The 20,242-nt window shown below is 47.4% G+C and carries 21 protein-coding genes; 5 read left to right on the forward strand and 16 right to left on the reverse strand.

Features of this window, described 5'->3' with window-relative positions; genetic code table 11:
* Window positions 1–60: 60 nt before the first annotated feature.
* The 3 genes from B1A98_RS08055 to B1A98_RS08065 all read right to left on the reverse strand — a co-directional run bounded on the left by B1A98_RS08055 (window position 61) and on the right by B1A98_RS08065 (window position 3,367).
* Window positions 61–630 (reverse strand): ANTAR domain-containing response regulator, encoded by a 570-nt coding sequence (locus B1A98_RS08055; protein WP_063384584.1) that lies wholly within the window; start codon window positions 628–630, stop codon window positions 61–63.
* Window positions 599–2,059 (reverse strand): sensor histidine kinase, encoded by a 1,461-nt coding sequence (locus B1A98_RS08060; protein ID WP_063384583.1) that lies wholly within the window; start codon window positions 2,057–2,059, stop codon window positions 599–601. Before B1A98_RS08060 ends, B1A98_RS08055 begins: the two co-directional genes overlap by 32 nt.
* A gap of 393 nt (window positions 2,060–2,452) precedes the next feature.
* A complete protein-coding gene (locus B1A98_RS08065) occupies window positions 2,453–3,367 on the reverse strand; it encodes a MerR family transcriptional regulator (RefSeq protein WP_082821709.1) in 915 nt (304 codons plus the stop codon).
* 172 nt (window positions 3,368–3,539) lie between these two features.
* Between B1A98_RS08065 and B1A98_RS08070 the strand changes: the two genes are divergently transcribed.
* The gene (locus B1A98_RS08070; RefSeq protein WP_063384582.1) at window positions 3,540–3,989 is read left to right on the forward strand and encodes a hypothetical protein; all 450 of its coding nucleotides are present in this window, start codon (window positions 3,540–3,542) and stop codon (window positions 3,987–3,989) included.
* Here B1A98_RS08070 and B1A98_RS08075 read toward each other — a convergent pair.
* Window positions 3,980–4,978, reverse strand: coding sequence for an EAL domain-containing protein (locus B1A98_RS08075; protein WP_063384581.1), 999 nt, complete (start codon window positions 4,976–4,978; stop codon window positions 3,980–3,982). The two genes, B1A98_RS08070 and B1A98_RS08075, sit on opposite strands and share 10 nt — an antisense overlap.
* Before the next feature lie 158 nt (window positions 4,979–5,136).
* Between B1A98_RS08075 and B1A98_RS08080 the strand changes: the two genes are divergently transcribed.
* Window positions 5,137–6,447, forward strand: a complete 1,311-nt coding sequence (locus tag B1A98_RS08080) for a globin-coupled sensor protein (protein WP_063384580.1) — start codon at window positions 5,137–5,139, stop codon at window positions 6,445–6,447.
* Between the two features lie 196 nt (window positions 6,448–6,643).
* On the opposite strand, the gene B1A98_RS08085 is transcribed toward B1A98_RS08080, so the two are convergent.
* Both B1A98_RS08085 and B1A98_RS08090 read right to left on the reverse strand, forming a co-directional pair.
* Window positions 6,644–7,852 carry an MFS transporter gene (locus B1A98_RS08085; RefSeq protein WP_063384862.1) on the reverse strand — a complete coding sequence of 403 codons (1,209 nt, stop codon included), beginning with the start codon at window positions 7,850–7,852 and terminating at the stop codon, window positions 6,644–6,646.
* On the reverse strand, window positions 7,849–8,286 hold the full coding sequence (locus tag B1A98_RS08090) for a MarR family winged helix-turn-helix transcriptional regulator (RefSeq protein WP_305954911.1): 438 nt from the start codon (window positions 8,284–8,286) through the stop codon (window positions 7,849–7,851). The genes B1A98_RS08085 and B1A98_RS08090 overlap by 4 nt, the downstream gene beginning before the upstream one ends.
* A 113-nt stretch (window positions 8,287–8,399) precedes the next feature.
* Between B1A98_RS08090 and B1A98_RS20410 the strand changes: the two genes are divergently transcribed.
* Both B1A98_RS20410 and B1A98_RS08095 read left to right on the forward strand, forming a co-directional pair.
* Window positions 8,400–8,576, forward strand: a complete 177-nt coding sequence (locus tag B1A98_RS20410; protein WP_156136538.1) for a hypothetical protein — start codon at window positions 8,400–8,402, stop codon at window positions 8,574–8,576.
* Window positions 8,577–8,674: 98 nt separating this feature from the next.
* On the forward strand, window positions 8,675–9,196 hold the full coding sequence (locus B1A98_RS08095) for a hypothetical protein (protein ID WP_082821708.1): 522 nt from the start codon (window positions 8,675–8,677) through the stop codon (window positions 9,194–9,196).
* Window positions 9,197–9,328: 132 nt separating this feature from the next.
* Here B1A98_RS08095 and B1A98_RS08100 read toward each other — a convergent pair whose 3' ends face one another.
* Window positions 9,329–9,949 (reverse strand): superoxide dismutase, encoded by a 621-nt coding sequence (locus B1A98_RS08100; protein ID WP_063384579.1) that lies wholly within the window; start codon window positions 9,947–9,949, stop codon window positions 9,329–9,331.
* A gap of 303 nt (window positions 9,950–10,252) precedes the next feature.
* Here B1A98_RS08100 and B1A98_RS08105 point away from each other — a divergent pair, with 303 nt between their 5' ends.
* Complete coding sequence (locus B1A98_RS08105) at window positions 10,253–11,701, forward strand: APC family permease (RefSeq protein WP_041095266.1); 1,449 nt, start codon at window positions 10,253–10,255, stop codon at window positions 11,699–11,701.
* A 71-nt stretch (window positions 11,702–11,772) separates the two neighbouring features.
* Here B1A98_RS08105 and B1A98_RS08110 read toward each other — a convergent pair whose 3' ends face one another.
* The 9 genes from B1A98_RS08110 to B1A98_RS08150 all read right to left on the reverse strand — a co-directional run bounded on the left by B1A98_RS08110 (window position 11,773) and on the right by B1A98_RS08150 (window position 20,238).
* On the reverse strand, window positions 11,773–13,107 hold the full coding sequence (locus B1A98_RS08110; protein WP_063384578.1) for an ABC transporter permease: 1,335 nt from the start codon (window positions 13,105–13,107) through the stop codon (window positions 11,773–11,775).
* Window positions 13,085–13,774, reverse strand: coding sequence for an ABC transporter ATP-binding protein (locus tag B1A98_RS08115; protein ID WP_063384577.1), 690 nt, complete (start codon window positions 13,772–13,774; stop codon window positions 13,085–13,087). Before B1A98_RS08115 ends, B1A98_RS08110 begins: the two co-directional genes overlap by 23 nt.
* A 129-nt stretch (window positions 13,775–13,903) precedes the next feature.
* Window positions 13,904–14,425: a VanZ family protein gene (locus tag B1A98_RS08120; protein WP_063384576.1), complete on the reverse strand. Its 522-nt coding sequence runs from the start codon at window positions 14,423–14,425 to the stop codon at window positions 13,904–13,906.
* Between the two features lie 56 nt (window positions 14,426–14,481).
* Complete coding sequence (locus B1A98_RS08125) at window positions 14,482–15,774, reverse strand: hypothetical protein (protein WP_063384575.1); 1,293 nt, start codon at window positions 15,772–15,774, stop codon at window positions 14,482–14,484.
* 58 nt (window positions 15,775–15,832) lie between these two features.
* Window positions 15,833–16,993, reverse strand: a complete 1,161-nt coding sequence (locus tag B1A98_RS08130; protein WP_063384574.1) for a DegT/DnrJ/EryC1/StrS family aminotransferase — start codon at window positions 16,991–16,993, stop codon at window positions 15,833–15,835.
* A gap of 27 nt (window positions 16,994–17,020) precedes the next feature.
* Window positions 17,021–17,671, reverse strand: coding sequence for an acetyltransferase (locus B1A98_RS08135; RefSeq protein ID WP_063384573.1), 651 nt, complete (start codon window positions 17,669–17,671; stop codon window positions 17,021–17,023).
* Window positions 17,668–18,270 (reverse strand): sugar transferase, encoded by a 603-nt coding sequence (locus B1A98_RS08140; protein ID WP_063384572.1) that lies wholly within the window; start codon window positions 18,268–18,270, stop codon window positions 17,668–17,670. The genes B1A98_RS08135 and B1A98_RS08140 overlap by 4 nt, the downstream gene beginning before the upstream one ends.
* Window positions 18,254–19,510 carry a glycosyltransferase family 4 protein gene (locus B1A98_RS08145; protein WP_063384571.1) on the reverse strand — a complete coding sequence of 419 codons (1,257 nt, stop codon included), beginning with the start codon at window positions 19,508–19,510 and terminating at the stop codon, window positions 18,254–18,256. Before B1A98_RS08145 ends, B1A98_RS08140 begins: the two co-directional genes overlap by 17 nt.
* 11 nt (window positions 19,511–19,521) lie before the next feature.
* Window positions 19,522–20,238: an acyltransferase gene (locus tag B1A98_RS08150; RefSeq protein ID WP_063384570.1), complete on the reverse strand. Its 717-nt coding sequence runs from the start codon at window positions 20,236–20,238 to the stop codon at window positions 19,522–19,524.
* Window positions 20,239–20,242: the final 4 nt, after the last annotated feature.

A 20,242-nucleotide genomic window follows, 5' to 3' on the forward strand; every position in this document is an offset into this window, starting at 1 on the left:
CTGGTTTTATCCCATCGTTAAGCGCCTGTGCTTACTTAATTATTCACTTGTCTTTTGAAACTATTTATATTTAGCAATAACCTTTTCGGCTGTTTCATTCATAGACAGCCGGTGCTTCATGCTGAATTTCCGCATTCTCTGATAGGCTTCCTCTTCTGAGACGGAGAGATGCTTCATAAGCAGGCCCTTGGCCCGTTCAATGAGCTTCCGCTTTTCCACCTGCTCATTTGCCGCCGCAACAGCGTCCTGCATCGACCTCATTTTCGCCGCTTGATTAAGCGCCACTTCCACAGCCGGCAGCAAATTCGCCTCGGATACCGGCTTGACAAGATAGCCGACCACATTCGCCTGTTTGGACTTTTCAACAAATTCCTTCTGGCTGTAGGCGGTAACTAGAATAATTGGTATATCCAGCTTGTCCGAAATGATTTTTCCCGCCTTCAATCCATTTAGCTTCGGCATCTTAATGTCCATAATAATCAAATCCGGCTTGAGGGCAAAAGCAAGTTCGACCGCTTTCTCCCCATCGCCTGCTTCTCCAACGACCTCGTAGCCGTTATCCTGCAAAATAGAGGAAATATCTAAACGGATAAGCGACTCATCTTCTACCAGCAGAATCCGTTGACCCATATTCTTTGACTCCCTCCTGCTCCAGTGTAAATGAAACGATGACAGTCGTTCCTTGTGAGGAAGATCCGATGTAATATTCTCCCGATAAATCGTGTTCGATTAGGTTTTTAACGATATCCAGCCCCAGTGACCGCTTCGCTTCCTTTTTCATTCCGGTGCCATTATCAGCGACGGTCAAGGTCACCTTGCTCTTCTCCCGCTTAAACGTTACATCTACGGCTCCGGCAGGACGATTGTGAAACGCATGCTTAATTGAATTTTGCACCAATTCATTGACTACAAGCGCAATCGAGACAGCCTTTTTGGAATCAGCCAAAATCGGCTCGCCGCGGCAGCTAAACTGCAGGTCAAGCTGCTCGCTATGGCTGTTCTGGATGATCATTTGGGCAATTTTGTTCGACAAGCTGACAATATCGACCTCATCATCATCGATATTGTCATTGGCCAGAATGATTTCATAGACAGAAGCGATGCTCAGCACCCGGTTCAAGCTGTCTGTCAGGTAGCCGCGGCTTTCTTCCGACACGCCTTTTCTGATCTGCAGCCGCAAAAGGCTCGCCACCGCCTGCAAATTATTTTTGACCCGGTGATGAATTTCACGGATCACGACCGATTTAACGACGAGCTCTCTTTCTTTCATGCGTAAGTCGGTCACATCGCGGATGAGGATGAGCATGCCGGTCACCTGATCCTGTTTGTAGATATCCACTTTTTTCACTTCCAAAAAGAATCTCGACACTTGAATTTCTTCAATGACAAGATCCTTCCTCGAATGAATGACCGGTTTGATAAAGGGCATCACTTCCTCCGCCGGCTTTCCCTCGCAAGGTCCGAGATTATACACCTCGGCAATGAAGGTTTTTGCTGAGGGGTTTGCATATACAATTTCCATCGAGGAATCAATCAGGATAAAGTGCTCTTTCATAATATCCGATAAGGCTGGACGCTCCTGGTCGGTGGAAAAAAACAGCTCCCACAGCATTTCCGTAGCCGGAGAAAGCGATTTCATTTTTTGTATCTCCCGCGGATCATGCTCTTCCTTAATAAGCGTTCCAATCACCTGGTCCTTGTCATTCTTAATGGGCGTGACGCTTTGCTTAACAAAAATCCCCCGCTGTGTCACCGCCTTATTAAAGAGAACGCTTTTTCCTGCCCGCAAGGAGAGAAATACGCTAGGTTCAAATTGCTCATAAACAACCGTTCCAACATACGGCTCGTAATAAAGCGTTTCACCGCTAGAAGGAGAGGCTTCCGCTACGACGATGGCATTTGTGGGCTCTCTCATCGGACAATCAATAAATACGTTTGCCCCGGTTAAATCGGCAATTAACTGCAGCTGCCGTGATACTTCCTCAATCTTTTCGATCTCCCGCTCACTTAGCGACGTATGTTCCCGGCACAGCCGGCTCACTTGAGAACAGTTTAACAATAGAACACAACCCTCTATCCCCTTTGAATATTTATAAAATTCAAAAATTATTATCCACAGTATAGTGGAAAAACAACTTATATGTCAATCATCCGTTTCAAAAACTGTCGAATCATCACTTATTTTTTTTACGCCTTTCCCGTTTCCGGACAAGCTTCTGCCTTTTGTCTCCATACAGATAGTTTTTGTCGAAACATTCACTATCCCTTTTGTTGTTTTAGTTTTTCGACAATAGCGGCAACTGATCATTTTATATTATTTTAAGGGAAATAAAGTAAATTATTCCTTCTTATTCAGATTGGATGATCACAGCAAAAAGGGCGGCCCGAAAAGTCATTTCCAAGACTTTTCGGGCCGCCCTTACAACAGTCTGTTCGGAAAGAAGGGGCGCTTTCAGTCGCCGTCCCTTATTTCCTCGACTGAGCCGACGATTCGAATGGCTTGCAGCGGCTTGCCTGATGCAAATTGAACGGCGCCAGCCCCGCCGATATAAAAGTCGATGTGCCGGTTGTTGCCAGCGAACTGATCCAGGCTTTCCAGAAGGTGAGGATCTTTTTCAAAAGGAATCGTTGTTGTGGCCGAAAGCAGCACCTTCGCCGGGCGCAGCTTTTGAACGAGCTGCTCGATCGAGCCCGGTGCAGGCGAAGCGCCTATCAAGGTCGTTTTCCAGCCTTTGATCATGAAGTGGAGCAGCAAAAGATGCACCGGCACTTCATGCTGTTCATGAGGAAGACAGGCTCCGACGACAAGCGGGGCTTCCTCCCGGCATTTGTAATTGCGCCGGATTTGCACGAGAAAATCCCGTACAGCCAGGCTGGAGAGAGATTCCTGGTACTCATCCCATTCTCCCCTTTCCCAGCGGCTGCCGACCTCTTTTAAAAAGGGGGCAACGACCGATTGAACAAATGCCTCCAATCCTAATGAATGATACGCTTGCTGCAAAAGAAGCGTGATTTCCAGCTCATCACAGCGGGCAGCCTGCTGCAGGAGCTTTAACACATATTCATTCATCTCCTCCTGGCGGCGGACCGGCTCCTGGACAGGAGTGATTTTCCTCGCAGGCTGCTCTGCCTTCTCCTTCACCATCATAACTGCCTGTTTAACAGAATGCCCTTGTGCAGACAATTCTTTAACTGTTAACAGTGTATTAATATCTTTCTCGCTGTAAATACGATATCCGTTATCCAGACGCTGCGGCTGCACCAATGCATATCGCTCTTCCCATTTTCGTATCAATTGCTTAGAGATGCCCGTAATCTCAGCGACTTGCTGAATATAGTACATTCCGTTGGCATGAGACTGATCCATAGTTTTCCTCCTTCTAAGCAAAGGATCACTATTGCCCGAATACTTTTACGCACTTAGTATATCGTATCCTTATTTTTTGTACAATGTTTCATCAATAAGTTTAGACAATTGCTTGACGTTCTGAACGGAGTTTGCTATGAATATTGAAAAATAGCAGAGAACAGGAGGACCTATGTTGATTGCTGATAAAAGAAAGATAGCAAAAGCAGGCTGGTACGGATTGATCGCCGGCATTATTCTATCCATCGTCTTTAAGCTCATTGAACAAATCACTCAAGTAAAAGTGTATACGCTGCTGCTGAATGTCGATTACATCCCGATCATTAACCGGTACTACTTTCCGGAAATAATAGAAGTGTCCTTTCACTTGGTGGTGTCTATCTTATTAAGTATGGTTCTGTTAGCTGTCCTTCAGCATGAGCGGGTGACAACAGGGGGGCACATTCTCGCCTGGTGCACGGCGATTTGCACATTGATCGGCCTGCTTCTTTTCCCGACAACGGCTTTATCTGACCGCACACCTGCTGTCACCAGCATTCCGGCTTTATCTTATTGGCTGGCCGGACATGCGCTCTACGGGCTTGTATTGGGCTTCTTATTTAAACGGGACCGTCAACTTTGACAAATGCATGACTTGAATGGAGCGGGCTTTCCGAATAAATACCCTTGAAAGAGCTGATAGCCGCTGTTTCTTAACCAGGTGAAATCTTCCCGCTCCTCCACTCCCTCGGCAAGGGGCACGGCCCCAACCTTCAGCGCAGCCTGCAAAATGGCTTCAGCAGCCCGCTGTTTGCCGGGGTCTTCGGCTATGCCGTGCGCATATTTTCTGTCCAGCTTCATATAGTGCGGGGCGAGTTCTTCCAGCATGCCCACGGTGCTAAATCCTTCCCCAACATCATCAAGTGCGTAATGAAACCCCTTCTCCTTGTAATACATTAATATTTTTTTCAGATGCTCGATGTCGTCCACTTCTTCTGTTTCCACTACCTCAAATACAAATTGCGACGGGGCAATTCCAAGCTCATTGGCCAGGCGAACCGTCGATTTCAAGCAATGCTCCGGCGAGTAAATGGATGTGGGAATAAAGTTAATAAAGACCTTTCCCTCCAGTTGTGCCGCACTGCGGACAGCTGCCATTCGGCACATGCGGTCAAGCGCATACAGGCGGTTCCTGCGTTTAGCTGCAGCGAACGCCTGCGCCGGGGAAATGATTTCGCCGGATTTTCCATGAAACCGGGCGAGGATTTCATGGGCAACTATTTGTTCCTCTTTGTCCACAATCGGCTGCTTATAACAAATAACAGCCTGATCGGCAATCACCTCATCAATCCATTGCGACTCGATCACCTGCGGCAGATCATGAATCGAGCGCCAGCCGGAAGAATCCGTGCGAAAGGAAAGCTGCTCAGCCTCCAGGTGATCGATCAGAAAATCGTACAACCCAGCTGCTCCAGCTTCTTTGACCACCGCCGTTTCCTTTCGGGAATAAACAAGCACCCCGCTTTTCTCCAAGCTGGCCGCCACTTGCGGAAAATGCTTAAGATTCTTTTCTCCTGAAAAACGGATATAATAACGCAACTCTGATAGCTGACATGCCTGACAGTGAACCATAAGTATCCCTCCTGCTTTTAGGTCTTATGTATTAGGATAAAGGATCATCAATCTTTGTACAATGTTTTATAAAAAAAGTTATACATATATTTGACAAAGCCATTAATTCTTGCTATTAATGAATCAAGAAGAAGACTCTAAAACGGGAGAGATGAACATTGAATACACTCTTTAAGTGGAAGAACACTAGGAAAGAAGAACCATCTGTCTCAGAATTATCAATCACTAAAATGCCAACGGTTGATTTACATACATACCCGGAATTAAAAACGCAAATGGAATTAATTCATTTAACAAAACAGGATTTGGCCTTCGCGCACGCTCTTCAGTCTGTCGTGAGCCGCCATCGCGATGAAATTGCCTCTGTTTTTTATGATAGAGTGCTAGCCGTCCCCGCTCTTCGCCGAATTATTGAGGAACGCAGCGAAGTAGGCCGGCTTAAACAAACATTAGCCACTTACCTCATCAGCATGTTTGACGGAAACATCGATGAACCCTCTATCCAAAAACGCATGCAAGTAGCGCGAATGCACTTTAAAATCGGTCTGCAGCCTAAATGGTATATGGGTACCTTTCAACAAATACAGGAAGTCATTATTCAGCTGGCAATCAAAGAAAAACCGTTTAACAGCATGCCGGAGCGGACCATGACAACGGTGGCCAAGCTGATCAATTTTGAAATGCAAATTGTGCTGGAGGAATATGAGAAAGCCCATCTGCGTTTAAGGGAAGAGCAATATGAGAAAGTCAAAGCGGAGCTGAAAAGTAAAATTTCTTCGATTAGTGAAGATCTAACCGGACTGGCGGAAGAAACGAGCCTTTCTGTCGAACAGGTGGACCGGCATGCGGGTGAGATCAGCGCAAGCATCCACTCTAACGTGAAAAATGTCAGACAAATTCAGCTGGATGCAGCCGACGGATTTGATATGGTACAGCATATGCAATCCCATATGCAATTTATTGCCGGGAGCACTGACCAGCTTGGCAACATTATAGCTGAGCTGAAAAAATCTTCTGACCAGATCACCAGCATTGTCGCGATGGTTAACCAAATAGCTGAACAAACCAATTTGCTGGCGCTCAATGCCTCCATCGAAGCTGCACGGGCCGGCGTACACGGCAATGGCTTTGCTGTTGTTGCCCAGGAGGTTCGCAAGCTGGCCCAGCAGGCAAAGCAGTCTGTTGAACAAATTACCTCGCTTGTTCATAACTCAGCTTCATTAACGGATGAGGCAGTCAGCACAACCGCTGATGTCAAGCAAAAAGTCGCCCTCGGCTTGGAAAACTCTGCCGACACACAAAACAAGTTTCACCAAATTCTTTCAGCAATTAACCAAAATGACCAGCACATCAACCGTGTGGAAGGCGATGTCAATGAGCTCGTCCAAGTCATCCAGGCCATTAGCGGAGACACCCGTCAAGTGGCTGAAACAGCAGACAGCCTTTACCAAACGGCTAGTATGCTATAAAACTTCGCATGAAGGATGAGATTGGGCAGATTGCGGTCTGTTGTGTTGTGTGCGTATTTGATCGGGTTGCGCGCATATTTTGGTCTGTTGCGTGCATATTCGACAACTTTGCGTGCATATTTGAAGCGATTGCGCGCACATTCCACAAAGTCAACGATATTTCCCGGGAAACCGCGCGCCGATTCAACAATTTCCCTTACATGACTGCTGGAGCGTCCATAGCGGTGCGCAATTCTTTTTCCTTCCTGCCATAGAGGAAATAATAAAGAATCGAGAACGCGAATACGGCAATACCGAGTGCCATGTAGAGTGTGCTGTATCCGGTTCGCGGAATAATAAGCCCAAGCACATAAGGACCAAAGCCAAGACCGGCATCAAGGAAAATAAAGAAGGTGGAAGTCGCCAGTCCCATTCGGTGAGGCGGGGTTAATTTTACGGCAATAGCCTGTGTGCTCGACTGCATATTTCCGAAGCCAAGGCCAATCAGAAAGCCTGCCAGCAACAACCCGAAGCCGTGGCTTGCCGCACTGAGAAGCAGCATGCCGGCTCCAAACACCACAAAGGCGGGGTACATTACGAAATTGGCTCCCTTTATATCCATGAGGCGGCCGGTAAATGGACGAGACGCCAAAACAGCGGCTGCATAGACAATAAAGAAAAAGCTGGCGGCGTCTACCAAATCAATTTCCATCGCATAAAAGTTAATAAAGGAAAGCACGCTTGAATAACAGAAAGCAACGGCAAGTGTCACAAAGGCGATCGGCAGCGCTCTCGGTTCTACAAAGCTGGAAAGCTTCAGCCCCTTGATGGCTGCTTTATTCGCCCCTGCCTCCATTGGCGGCACACTCACTAAAAAGGCAATAGCTATACTCACCATTCCTAGCACCAGACAAAAACCGAAAATAACAGGAAAGCTCGTGTGCTGGCTCATAAACAAGCCGATAAACGGACCGATGGCCGTCGCCAGTGTTGCGCTCATCGTATAATAGCCAATCCCCTCTCCTTTTCGTGTCGCCGGGATAATTTGGGCGACAATTGTACCGGTCGCTGTGCTCGCTATTCCCAATGTCAGCCCATGAATGAAACGGTTGAAAAATAAAAACGCCAAGCCTAAATCAGCAAAATATAAAGCTGTCGCTAAAGTAAACAGCACGAGTCCGATAAATAACGTTTTTTTGCGGCCGATCGAATCAATCATCCGGCCGATCAATAGCCGACCAATGAGTGTGCCAATGATGAAAATACCTGTCACCAGACCTGCCTGGCTCGTAGTGGCGTGAAATTCATCAACAGCGTATACCGCAATCGTTACCATTAATAAATAAAAAATGAGCGTCAGAAAAAAATTAATCCCGGAAACAACGATAAAGTCTTTTGTCCACAGCTTTGGGCCTGATTGACTCACATTTCCATCTCCCATTTTGTAATTTTCTGCTGAATGTCCTTCATGAGGCGAATAGCTTCTAGCTGCTCTTCTTCTGAAATGCCTTCTATAATTTTTTCCTCAAAGGCATCAATCGTCAGCCGAACCTCCTGATACACACTCACCCCCGCCTCGGTCAGCTGCATTCTTTTTTCCCGCTTATCCTTTGTCGGCACCGCCTCTAAATAGCCCAGCTCCTTCAAGCGCTGCACCGTCCGGGTCATCGTAGGTTTTTCCACACTTTGGTAGCTTGCTAACTCCACCAGCGTGGCCGGTCCAAAATTAAATAAATAATATAATACCGTCCATTGCGCCCGATAAAGGCCATGCTTGCCGAGAAGCGCATTCAGCTGGTTCTCGAACGGCCGGTATAACAGCAAAAATTGATAAAAAAACTTTTGAAACGTTTGGATCACAATCACTTCCCAATAAAATAGTTAGCCTGGGTAACCATTTCAATATAACAAAAAGAGGTAAACTTTGTCTAGTCCTTCATAAACATTTAAAATGAAGAAAAAGGAAGAAAGGAATGAAGAGCATGCCTTTTAACAGAAAAAGAAAACGAAAGGAAGACAATAAAAAGTATTCCTTCTTTGACTTTATTCTGGACCTTCTGCTTGCGGTTCCCGAGCTGCTGCTGTTTGCTGTCCGTTCACTGCTGTTCGGCCTCAGATACGCGCTGCGCTGGGTGGCTGACATCTTCTAGCCTCTCCTTGCCCTTTCACCATGCCGGCTGTACAACTCACCAAAAGAAGAGTACTGCATACAGTAAAAGGAACGCATGACGAAAGGGGATAAAAACAGATGGATTATAGAGATTACTACCATTACTACTCTGCCTTCCCTCCAGAAGAAAATCGAATGTTCGAAGCTGAAACACTATATGATTTCTCATCCGACCCGCGCCAAGGCCAGGGATTCCAAGGAGGGTGGCCCCCTGGATTTCCATCCGGCCAGCAGCCAGTCGGGCCGATGGGCTTTCCGTCCAGCCAGCAGCCGGGATTCGGAACGCCCGGATTTCCATCCACTCCTCCGCCGGGAACTCCAGGGGGAAGCGCTCAGCAAGGCGGACCGCCGTCTTCGCCTCCTCCAGCCTTTACTCCTCAGCTGCAGCAAACAGGGGCAACCCCTTTTGCGGTCGATCCCGGCGGAATAAGAGGCTGCTTGTACCGGTATACCTATGTCTGGATGGAGGGCGGCCGAAGCTTTTGGTTTTACCCGACCTTTGTAGGGAGAAACTCTGTTGCCGGGTGGCGCTGGAGAAATGGCCGATGGGTTTATTACGGAACAGACTTGCGGAGAATTCGCTCGTTCCAATGTTTTTAATAAAAAGGAGGATGGTCCAAGACAGAGCCATCCTCCTTTTTGTATATTCTGCCGCCCAACTGCCGCAAATAAAAAAGCTCCTCCGGTTTACCAAGCCGGAGGAGAAGGTGGCATTTCAATACATTCATTCCCTTATGCATACGATTGTTGTTCGGATTTTAGATAGAGGTCATTCACCTTATCCCAGTTGACAGTATTCCACCAGTTTGCGACAAATTCAGGCCGGCGGTTTTGATACTTTAAATAATAAGCATGCTCCCATACATCAATCACAAGAAGCGGCACTTTGCCTTCCATTAGCGGCGTATCCTGATTAGGCGTACTCATGACCGCCAACTCATCTCCGTCTTTGACGAGCCAGCCGTAGCCGCTTCCAAACCGTGAAACAGCTGCCTGTGAGAGCTGCTCCTTAAAGCGGTCAAAAGACTTGAAATAATAATCGATCGCCTTCTCGATATCCGCTGTCGGCTCCCCTCCGCCATTTGGAGTCATCAATTCCCAAAACAAACTGTGGCTGTAATGTCCGCCGCCATTATTCCTTACCGCTGTTTGAATCTCTTCAGGAAGCGATGACAGGTTGCTCAGTAAATACTCTAACGGCTGATCCTGTAAACCCTCATGCGCTTCTAATGCTTTATTTAAATTGTTTACATAGGTCGCATGATGCTTCCCATGATGAATTTCCAGTGTGCGGCCATCAATATAAGGCTCAAGCTCATCGTACTCATATGGAAGCTTAGGCAACGAAAACATCCCGTTATTCCCCCCTTTCAAAAAAGTTTCCTTAGGTAAAATTTATTTACCTTAGTGAAAATTTAGCTCATTTTCATCATAAAGTCAACTCCTTCCATCTATTATTTTCAAATTAATAAGCAATAAATATTTGTAAGAATTTTTAGAATAAATTGATAAATTGTAATATAATAGGGAAGAGGACATGCTTTCCGGCTTGGCTTAACAGGAAAGGAGGAGGAAATAACCAGCTAGTCCTTAACCGGATCATATTGGCCTTATTTTTATTTGAGCCTATACAAAATGTGGATAGGAGGCGGATGGATGAGTGAACAGAGGTTTTTAAAGACACTGGGAAACAGGGATGTACTTGCTTTGGCGTTCGGAGCCATGATTGGCTGGGGCTGGGTTGTCACGACCGGACTGTGGATTACGGAGGCTGGTTCGTTAGGAGCGATTCTGGCGTTCTTAATTGGCGGGATCGTGGTGACGTTCGTCGGCTTGACGTATGCTGAACTGGCATCGGCCCTTCCCCTGGCCGGGGGCGAGCACGTATACAGCTATAAAGCCATGGGCCGGGTGCCCAGCTTTATTACTACATGGGCGATCGTATTAGGCTACGTCTCGGTGGTCGCTTTTGAAGCGGTTGCTTTGCCAACTGTTTTCGAATATTTAATTCCGAATTACAGCCAAGGGTATCTTTATACGGTCGCCGGCTGGGATGTTACAGCTACGTGGGCTGGTGTAGGGATTATTGGTTCGATTGTTATTGCGTGGATCAACTATCGAGGCATCAAGTTTTCAACGGCGATTACATTTATTTTGACGTTGGTCATCGCTATTGCCGGCATTTTATTGATTACTGGAAGCTCCATCTCCGGCAGTACGGCTAATATGCAGCCGCTGTTTGAAAAAGGAGCAGCCGGACTGCTGACAGTGATTGTAATGACGCCTTTTATGTTTGTCGGGTTTGATGTTATTCCACAGGCTTCTGAAGAAATTAACCTTCCGCCAAAACAAATTGGCAAGCTTCTGATCTTTTCCGTTATGCTTGCTGTTGTCTGGTATATTGCCGTTATATTCGGCGTTTCCCGCATACTCACTCCCGGGGAAATCGCGAATTCTAATCTGGTGACGGCCGATGCCATGGCCAAAGCCTTTGGAAACAGCCAGCTAATGGGCAACATCCTCGTGCTGGGCGGAATTGGCGGGATCTTAACGAGCTGGATTGGCTTTTATGTCGGCGGCAGCCGGGCCATCTATGCGCTCGCTAAATCGGGCATGCTGCCAAAGTCGCTCGGAGAACTGCATCCAAAGTACAATACTCCTCACAAGGCTATTCTATTAATTGCTGTTTTATCGACTGCTGCTCCTTTACTCGGCCGTCCGGCCTTAGTCTGGTTCGTTGATGCCGGCGGTTTAGGCCTGGTCGTTGCTTGGTTTATGGTGGCTCTATCCTTTATCATCCTGCGCAAAAAGCTGCCGGCGATGCACCGGCCGTTCAAGCTTCCTGGCGGCACGGCGATCGGCTGGATTGCTGCCTTTATGGCTCTGGGGGTGTCCATTCTTTATATGCCTGGCATGCCGTCCGCTCTCGTCTGGCCTTATGAGTGGATCATCGTCTTCGCCTGGGCCATTCTGGGCGCTATTTTCTACAAGCTGTCGATGTCCAAATACGGCGCAGAAAATTCGGATAAGCATATGGACAAAGAAATCGACCGGATTATTCAATTTGATGAAGAGCCGCCAGATTTAAAGAAAAAAAGCCTCTAGGCTGTCATAAACATGATTCAGAAGAGAGCTGCCGCTTTTCACCAGGCAGCTCTCTTCTGGCTGATTTCATTTTACTCAAATCTTAATGCCTTGCTCGGATTCATTCTTGCCGCTTTCAATGCCGGGTAAATGCCGAATAATGTACCAACGCCAAGAGACGAATAGAGTGCAAGCTTCACCGCCCAAAGAGGCAAAACAAGCGAGAAAACCGAAATATTGTGATTCCATAGCTCGATAAATAAATAACCAATGCCAAGGCCGATGAGTCCGCCGAGAACACAAAGAAGAAGCGTTTCAAAGAAAAACTGGAGCATGACCTCAAAAGTGGTCGCGCCGAGGGCCTTGCGTATCCCGATTTCCCGGGTGCGTTCCCTGACCGACATCACCATGACATTCATAATGCCTGTGCCGCTAATAATTAAGGCCGTAACGGTAATACCGGCAAGCATTGCTTGCAAAATCGTTGTGACCTTATTCAACGCCTCAAGCATTTGCTCTTGCTTGACCACACTATAATCGATGTCCTTGTGATGCGTTTTGATCGCCGCAAATACATCGCTGTCAACCTGATCGATAGTCTCCGTGCTGTCTGCCTCAACAATTATCTTGTTCAGGTTTTTCATGCCGGTCTCCTGCAGAGCGGTGTCGATCGGCATAACGACATTGTTGTCAGTGCTTGAACCGAGCGCTGCATTCGGTAACAGCACGCCAATGACCTTGTACTTTTCATTGTTGATGGCGACTTCTTTTCCAACAAGCGAGGCTTCCGGTTTCCCAGCGGATGCTTTTTGTGCAGTCAACGCGGAGAATAACCGTTTCCACCAAGGTTCAGGGGCCGGGTGCTCCGGTGTCTGAGTCGCCTCAGAAGCGTTTTCCTTTCCAAGCAGGCCCTCATGAATATTGCTCCCTAAGACAACCACCTTAGCTTTGGCTTCCTGTTCTTTTTTCGTAAAAAAACGGCCCTCTGCAAGCTCTGCATGCTGCACACGGCTATATTGATCTGTGGTTCCCACAAGAACGGATTGAAGCTTTTTTGCTTCTTTGCCTTCACCTGACTGTATGGTGGTCACGGTTTCCAGATGGGGGGTGACTGACCGGACGTTCTCTACCTTTTCCGCCTCTTTCGCGTCTTCATACGTTAATGTGCTGGGCACGCTGGTTAACCCGCTCAACAGATCTTTCTGTCCGCTCATAGTATCGAGAACGCGCCCGGGGATCACCAGAATTTGTTCAGCCCCGAGCCCTCCCATTTGCTTGAGCAGCGTGTCCTTCACGCCAATCGATATAGAAGCCAGCACAATGACTGAAAACATTCCAATAACGACGCCGAACATGGCAAACAGCACCCGAAGGCGATTGGCCCATAACCCCAGCCAAGCCAGTTTAAATCCCGTAAGCAGCTTCATTGGCCATCTCCTTCAGCATCCCATTTCTCAATAGCAAAATCCTCTCAGCCCGCTTAGCCACTTCCAAGTCATGGGTGATCATGATAACAGTTGCTCCATCGGCATGCACCTGTTCCATTAGCTGCAGCACATTTTCTGTCGTTTCCTCATCCAGGCTCCCTGTCGGTTCATCAGCCAAGATTAAGTCCGGCTCGTTGACAAGCGCCCGGGCAATGGCTACCCGCTGCTTTTCCCCTCCAGACAAGCGACTCGGCTTTTGATTTCTTTTATGAAATAACCCGACTTCTTTCAGCAAATGAAGAACTTTTGTCCGCTTCCCGCTCCACCTTTTCTGTCCGTAGGTAAGCGGGAGCAGCACATTTTGATAGACGGACATGTTGGGGATAAGCTGAAACTGCTGAAATACAAACCCGATTTTCTCGTTCCGCAAAGCTGCCCGTTTGCCTTTCCCCATTCTATGAACAGCTTGTCCCGCTAGTTCATATTCACCGCTGTCAAGAACATCAAGCGTCCCTAACAAGTTCAGCAGCGTACTTTTTCCAGAACCGGACTTGCCCATAATTGCCACATACTCGCCTTTTTCAACATGTAAATTCACTCCCCGCAAAATCGGCAGCTTCTCTCCTCCTGAGCGATAAAGCTTTTGTACATCACGTAATTCAATCATTTCAATAACCCCCCATCATTTTCAAAAGTGAACGACTGTATTGAATGAAAAAACCCGTGATGATAAGGGATTGCTCCCTTGTCATTACGGGCTTTCATGGCAGCATCAGCGAACCATGCGCATAGCTATTTACATAATCTGTTGATGGACAGCATCAATCCTCTTCCAGACCGGCCGCCTTTTCGTATAAGCCGGCACGTAAAGAGCGAGCGCCAGGACCGCTCCGAACATGTCTAAAAGGACATCATTCAGAAGCGGTGTCCGGCCGCCCGTATACATTTGATGCAATTCATCAATCATGGCATACCCAGCGGTGCCGGCAAAGGCCATCCAGATGCTTCTGACTAATCGGCTTGGATCGTACATTGCACACACTCGAAACCATGCAACAGCCAGTACGCCGAATAAAAACAAATGAGCAAACTTCCGGAGGAAAAATTCGATAAAATAATAGTACCCTTGGGTCCCAATGGATATCTCTTTTCCCCAGTACGTGACCTTAAAGGCAGATAACGCACCGGCAAAAGGCTCTCCCGGGAGCATTTGTTTTAAAAGGGGCACAAGCGACTGCTCCTCGTATGTTTGCGAAGAAAAAGAGTAAATGATTCCTGCCACAAGGAGCAGCGCCGCCATCCTTAATAAGTACGGCATGAAAAAACTCCTTCAGCGGACGGCCATATAATGGCCAACTGTATTAAACACGCCTATCACCTTACTTTTGAAGCCAAAAGGGCCAAAATTTCTTTAAAACCGTTGTCATAAGAATTCGCAGCAGCCGCAAATGAGCTGCTTGCTTTCGTTGCAGCGGGACCTGTATACAGGTCTACTGCTTCCCGAGGCAGCGGAAATTGCTTCGTTACATCCGAATACACCTCTTTTATTCTGTCGGACCCGAGAAAAGTCCACCAGCCCATCATAAAAGTACCTGACAATTCATAAGGACCGTATCCATTATTCCGGATCGTTGGATAGTTCCATCTATAAAGCCCGTTGCGGCCATCCATGAAATTATTTAGCTTGTAATAAGGCCTCTGTCGGTCAGGAGCTACCAGAACCTTATCAAAAAATTGCTTCTCCAGCCCTTGGCGAATGTTTAAGAAGAGCTGTCTTTGCTCGGAACCTTTTGGATAAGCCTTAATAAAGTTCGTTATCCACAAAGGAAAACGGTGAAAATGAGAGGAATCCGCCGCAATCCCTTCAATAGGCTTAATTTGATTGATATGAGTCTTTTTCGTATACCCGGCATATAGATAATCGGGATGATCACTCCAGATGCCGGGCTGAAACACCCAGCGTCCGTTCCGGTCAAACCGTCCTTCTTGCTGAAATACCCGGTAATTGATTCTCAGAATGTCTTTAAGCACGGGGTTATTATCAAAATGCCGGCTTAAATCAGCAGCAATCGCAAACGCAAAAAGCTCTTCGTCCACGAAGGCTCTGTAATACTCCCGGTCTGTCTTCTTGTTTTCAAGCTTCCATAATACCCGCTGCCTCATGCCGCCTTCGAAGCTTGTTCTGCCCCATTGCCAGGCCGGGGTTTCCAGCCACAGTTTCTCCATTTCATCCAATAAATAGTTAGCTAGATCATCAATGTGCTCTTGATCAGAGCCGCTCTTATCTGCCAGCACGATATATTGGCTAATGAGGTAGTAATATTGTAATGCAGACAGCCGTTTGCTTTCAGTACGGATATCAAGCTCTTCGTGTGCCGCTGACTGAAAACGCCGGAAATGTTCTTCAAACTCATTCATGAGCTTCTCATCAGAGGAAGAATAGGCATAATGAAGCGGAACCATAAGCAAATGGCCGGCATCGTAAAAGTCCGTGCCTGACTGCAAATCCTTTTGCAAATACACACGAATGGTTTGATTCCACAAACGTTTTTCTTGCTCGCTCAATTTTTGGCTTGCCCGTTCCTTCTCATGATCTGTATTAAAAATCATTACACAGACAGCAGCGATAACGGCCGACAAAATGAGAATGATGAGTTTTTTTATCACATCATGCCTTCCTTTTTATTTAGATCCATTGAATACCCTCACCTATTGAAAAGAATCTTTATGAAATGCTCACTTTCCCGTTCACTGCCTTCTTAATGGTGTCAATCACTTTCATTTGCTGTTCTTCAGTCATTCCTGACCCTGATGGCAGACATACACCGTTGGCAAACAATTCATCTGATACGCTTCTTTCTTTTTCGTGAGGATAGTAAGCAGCGTCTTTAAAGATCGGCTGTAAATGCAGCGGCTTCCAGACAGGGCGCGCTTCGATGTTTTCCTCCTCCAGCGCTTCTATTAATTCCAGCGGAGCTGCTCCTAATTGCTTCTGATCCACTGTTAACGTCGTCAGCCAGCGGTTATGCACCGTCCCTTCCAGCTCCGGCATAAATTTCAGCCCCTCTATTTGTCCAAGCTCCCCGGCATAACGGGCAAAGATCGCCCGCCTCGCTTCCACACGCTCATCAAGCACTTCCAGCTGCGCCCGGCCAATCCCGGCTAAAATATTGCTCAGCCGATAATTATAGCCTGTTGTACTATGCTGATAATGCGGAGCGGGATCACGAGCCTGTGTCGCCAGAAAACGGGCCTTGCGCAATGCCTCTTCATCGTTTGATACGAGCATTCCTCCGCCGGACGTTGTGATAATTTTATTGCCATTAAAGGAAAACACGCCAAACGCGCCAAACGTACCGCTCTTTCTTCCTTTATATTCTGATCCAAGCGACTCAGCCGCATCTTCAATCACCGGTACCCGATAATGATTACAAATCGCTAATAATTCATCCATTCGGGCGCTTTGGCCATATAAGTTCACCACAATTACCGCTTTCGGCAAACGGCCGGCTTTCTCGGCATCGGCAAAAGCCTTCTGCAAAGCAGCAGGCGACATATTCCAGGTGTCGGGCTCTGAATCAATGAATACTGGCTCTGCTCCTTCATATACAATTGGATTAGCACTTGCGATAAAGGTGAGCGATGAACAAAATACCGTGTCTCCCTTATTTATGCCAAGCAGGCGAAGAGCCAAATGAATCGCTGCCGTACCTGAACTGAGCGCAACCGCCCCTCCTGTTCCAGCGTATTCCGCCAGCTCCTTTTCAAACCCGTCTACATTGGGGCCAAGCGGGGCAATCCAATTTGTTTCGAACGCGTCATTTATATACTTTTTTTCTCTCCCGCTCATGTGAGGCGGGGATAGAAGAATTCTCGGTGACTGCATCGAAATCCCTCCTCCTTCTCTTATGTATCAAGCCTTTGATCTGATCCCTTCTTGTGCAGGTTGAATGATTCTTGCCGGGGTGCCTGCTGCTGTGACTTCTTTTGGTATATCACTTATCACGGCGGAGCCGGCTCCGACCACCGACCATGGGCCGATCTTCTTTCCCGGAATAACAACCGCCCCCGCCCCGATGTGAGCCCCTTCTGCAGCTTCCACGTTCCCGGTCAGGGCAGCACGCGGGGAAATATGGACAAAATCTTCAATCCGGTTATCATGCTCGACAACAGCCGCCGTATTAATAATCGCATGCCGGCCAATGACTGTATCCGCCTGAATGACCGCGCCGGGCATCACCACCGTTCCTGCTTCTATAACAGCCGAAGGGCTGATGACCGCGGCAGGGTGAATAAGCACCGCAAAACGCGCCCGTTCAGCAGCTAACTTCTCCGCCAAGCGTTTTCTTACCCGGTTGTTTCCCACCGCAACAATAAACTCAACCTCTCTTTCTATCAGCTTCACAGCATCCGAAATAGGGGCAAAAATAAATTCTCCTTTTTGTTGAAGATCTTCGTATTTATCATCCAATAAAGCAACAGGCTTATACTGTTCTCCTGCCTGGATAATGTCTTGGATGACTTTGCTGTGCCCTCCGCCGCCGATGATTGCAATTTCTTTCATTTCCCCACACCTTTCGAACCGGTAAACTTCTCAACGGTCACATGTCCTGTCTGGCTGATCCCTTCCGATTTAAATACCTTTAACACTGTCATACATAATATTTTTACATCTAGCCAGAAAGAACGGTTATCGACATACCACACGTCGAGCTTAAACTTTTCTTCCCACGAAAGCTCATTGCGGCCGTTTACCTGCGCCCAGCCGGTAATACCGGGGCGCACCTCATGCCGGCGTGCCTGCTCCGGTGTATATAATTCCAAATAGTCCATCAGCAGCGGCCGTGGCCCGACCAAGCTGATATCGCCTTTCAACACATTCAGCAATTGCGGCAATTCATCTATGCTTAGCTTCCGAAGCCGCTGTCCGAAAGGCGTCAGCCGAATATGATCGGGAAGCAGCCGGCCATGCTCATCACGCTCATCAGTCATTGTCCGAAATTTATAAACAAAAAAAGGCTTGCCATGCAAGCCGGGGCGCTTCTGCTTGAAAATGACCGGTGACCCCAGCTTCAAACGGATCAAAAGAGCGGCTGCCAAAAGAACAGGAGACAAAACAGCCAGGGCAAGAAAAGAGCAAATGATATCAAACAGCCTTTTCATTTCTGCTTACTCCCTCTACATCATTTAACATGACAGACTCCAACTGGTCGCCAAGCACCTCCCATGAATAGTGCTTCCTGACATATTCTTGAAGAAACTCCCCTTCCTCCCGGCGCATTTGGGCAGAGCGGGAAGAGTTGACAATCACCTGCTGAAGCTCCTCTAATTGATCCTGCGCATAGATTCCTTTAACGCTTCTTAACGGTCCGGCCAAATCAGGATTCGCCACCATGGCAATCGGAAGGCCTGCAGCCATGTAGTCATAGATTTTATTCATGCTGAATCCCCATTTATAAAGAGGCGTATCTAAAATTGAAATGATCCCCATCTGCGCCTTGCTCAACAAATAGGGGATTTGCGCTTTCGGCACAGGGTCTTCAAACGTTACGTTAGACAATTCTTCCTCCTGCACCCTTTTCATTAACTCCTGCTTTTTTGCACCTGACCCAACCAGCAGCAGATGAATATCCGGATGCTCCCGCAGCTTGGAAAATAAGTCAATGACAGGGTCCAGGTGATTAGCTACCCCATGCGAGCCAATATAAGCAACAACAAATTTGTTTTCCAAACCTTTGAACATCTCGTCCACACGCAAAGTCGGTTCTAGCTGTTCGTATTTGGCAAGGTTCACCCCGTTAGGCAGATAAATGACTTTTCCGGCATCGACTCCCCGGGACTCCACATAATGCTTGGCTTTATCAAAAAGCACGATGACGCGCTCCGCTTTTTCATATAGAAAACTTTCTAATTTATACAGCACGAGAGCCAGCGGGTTGGAAGCTGAGATTTTTCCGAAATCGACAAAGGTCTGCGGCCATAAATCACGTTCTTCAAAATAATATTTGCATTTCGCCTTCTTCGCTGCCAAATACCCGACGATCGCAGCTAACGGATGGACACTCGACCCGATCACAATATCAGGGGACTCTTCTTCGCAGGTTGCCATGGCAATTTTATAGCTTTTTAGTGTATAGCTTAAGATGTTCTTCACTCTTCCTAAAGACTTGTTATAGGCAGGTGTATTGATCCATACATACCTGATGCCGTTGATCCACTCAATTTCGCTGTGCTTTTCCTTGTTGTGAAAAACCATCTCCTTCTTGGAGAAATGGTTGAATGAAGAGGCAAATATAGTCACTTGGTGACCTTTATCAGACAAATGCTTGGCTAAGTCAAAATGTCTTGTCCCGCCGACATGGGCAGGAGTCGTCGCGTAATGATTAAAGATCCATATATTCACTTTACATCTCCTCACCCTTGATTTCTTAATAATTGTTCAGCCGGCACGTCCCTGACTTTTTTGGCCGGCGTCCCGACAACAAGCTCTTCGCTTTGTACATCCTTCGTTACCACACTCGCTGCAGCCGCAGCTCCATCCTCATGAATGACTTTTCCCGGAAGAATGGTCGCATTTGCTCCAATGCGCCCCCCCTTCTTAATTGTTACTCCTTTGAACTTATCAAACCGCTCCTTGCTTCTGCCCATATAATTATCATTCGTTGTTACAGCACACGGCGCAACAAAGACATAGTCTCCAAGCTCGGAATAAGCGGTAATATAACAGTTGGTTTCCAGCTTGCAGCGTTTTCCTACTGTACAGTCGTTTTCAACAGCGACTCCCCGGCCGATAATGGTGCGCTCGCCAATCGCCACCCGTTCCCGGACCGTCGCCAAATCTGCAATAAACACTTCATCGCTAATTTTGGCATCTGCATAAATAATCGCCGAGGTGCCAATCGTCACACCTGATCCGATAACAGCAGGCGGGAGCTGGGACGTTTCTGGCAAAATAGACGCTTTCGCCCTGGTTGGCTGCTTGCCAATAACCGCGTTATCTTGGATGATGACATTGCTTCCAATCCTAGTTCCTTCATATATGACTACATTATTGCCAAGCACCACGTTGTCTCCGAAAGAGACATTTTCCCCAATGACAGCGTTATGCCCCTTGCTCACAGATACATTCATCTCT

The sequence above is a fragment of the Pseudobacillus badius genome (genome assembly GCF_002189605.1).
GTDB classification, from domain to species: Bacteria; Bacillota; Bacilli; order Bacillales; family Domibacillaceae; genus Pseudobacillus; species Pseudobacillus badius.

Coding starts and splice junctions, on each gene's coding strand:
- B1A98_RS08055 (WP_063384584.1), bottom strand. CDS start 630: ATGGGTCAACGGATTCTGCTGGTAGAAGATGAGTCGCTTATCCGTTTA.
- B1A98_RS08065 (WP_082821709.1), bottom strand. CDS start 3,367: ATGGATCAGTCTCATGCCAACGGAATGTACTATATTCAGCAAGTCGCT.
- B1A98_RS08070 (WP_063384582.1), top strand. CDS start 3,540: ATGTTGATTGCTGATAAAAGAAAGATAGCAAAAGCAGGCTGGTACGGA.
- B1A98_RS08075 (WP_063384581.1), bottom strand. CDS start 4,978: ATGGTTCACTGTCAGGCATGTCAGCTATCAGAGTTGCGTTATTATATC.
- B1A98_RS20410 (WP_156136538.1), top strand. CDS start 8,400: ATGAAGAGCATGCCTTTTAACAGAAAAAGAAAACGAAAGGAAGACAAT.
- B1A98_RS08095 (WP_082821708.1), top strand. CDS start 8,675: ATGGATTATAGAGATTACTACCATTACTACTCTGCCTTCCCTCCAGAA.
- B1A98_RS08100 (WP_063384579.1), bottom strand. CDS start 9,949: ATGTTTTCGTTGCCTAAGCTTCCATATGAGTACGATGAGCTTGAGCCT.
- B1A98_RS08105 (WP_041095266.1), top strand. CDS start 10,253: ATGAGTGAACAGAGGTTTTTAAAGACACTGGGAAACAGGGATGTACTT.
- B1A98_RS08110 (WP_063384578.1), bottom strand. CDS start 13,107: ATGAAGCTGCTTACGGGATTTAAACTGGCTTGGCTGGGGTTATGGGCC.
- B1A98_RS08115 (WP_063384577.1), bottom strand. CDS start 13,774: ATGATTGAATTACGTGATGTACAAAAGCTTTATCGCTCAGGAGGAGAG.
- B1A98_RS08120 (WP_063384576.1), bottom strand. CDS start 14,425: ATGCCGTACTTATTAAGGATGGCGGCGCTGCTCCTTGTGGCAGGAATC.
- B1A98_RS08130 (WP_063384574.1), bottom strand. CDS start 16,993: ATGCAGTCACCGAGAATTCTTCTATCCCCGCCTCACATGAGCGGGAGA.
- B1A98_RS08135 (WP_063384573.1), bottom strand. CDS start 17,671: ATGAAAGAAATTGCAATCATCGGCGGCGGAGGGCACAGCAAAGTCATC.
- B1A98_RS08140 (WP_063384572.1), bottom strand. CDS start 18,270: ATGAAAAGGCTGTTTGATATCATTTGCTCTTTTCTTGCCCTGGCTGTT.
- B1A98_RS08150 (WP_063384570.1), bottom strand. CDS start 20,238: ATGAATGTATCTGTGAGCAAGGGGCATAACGCTGTCATTGGGGAAAAT.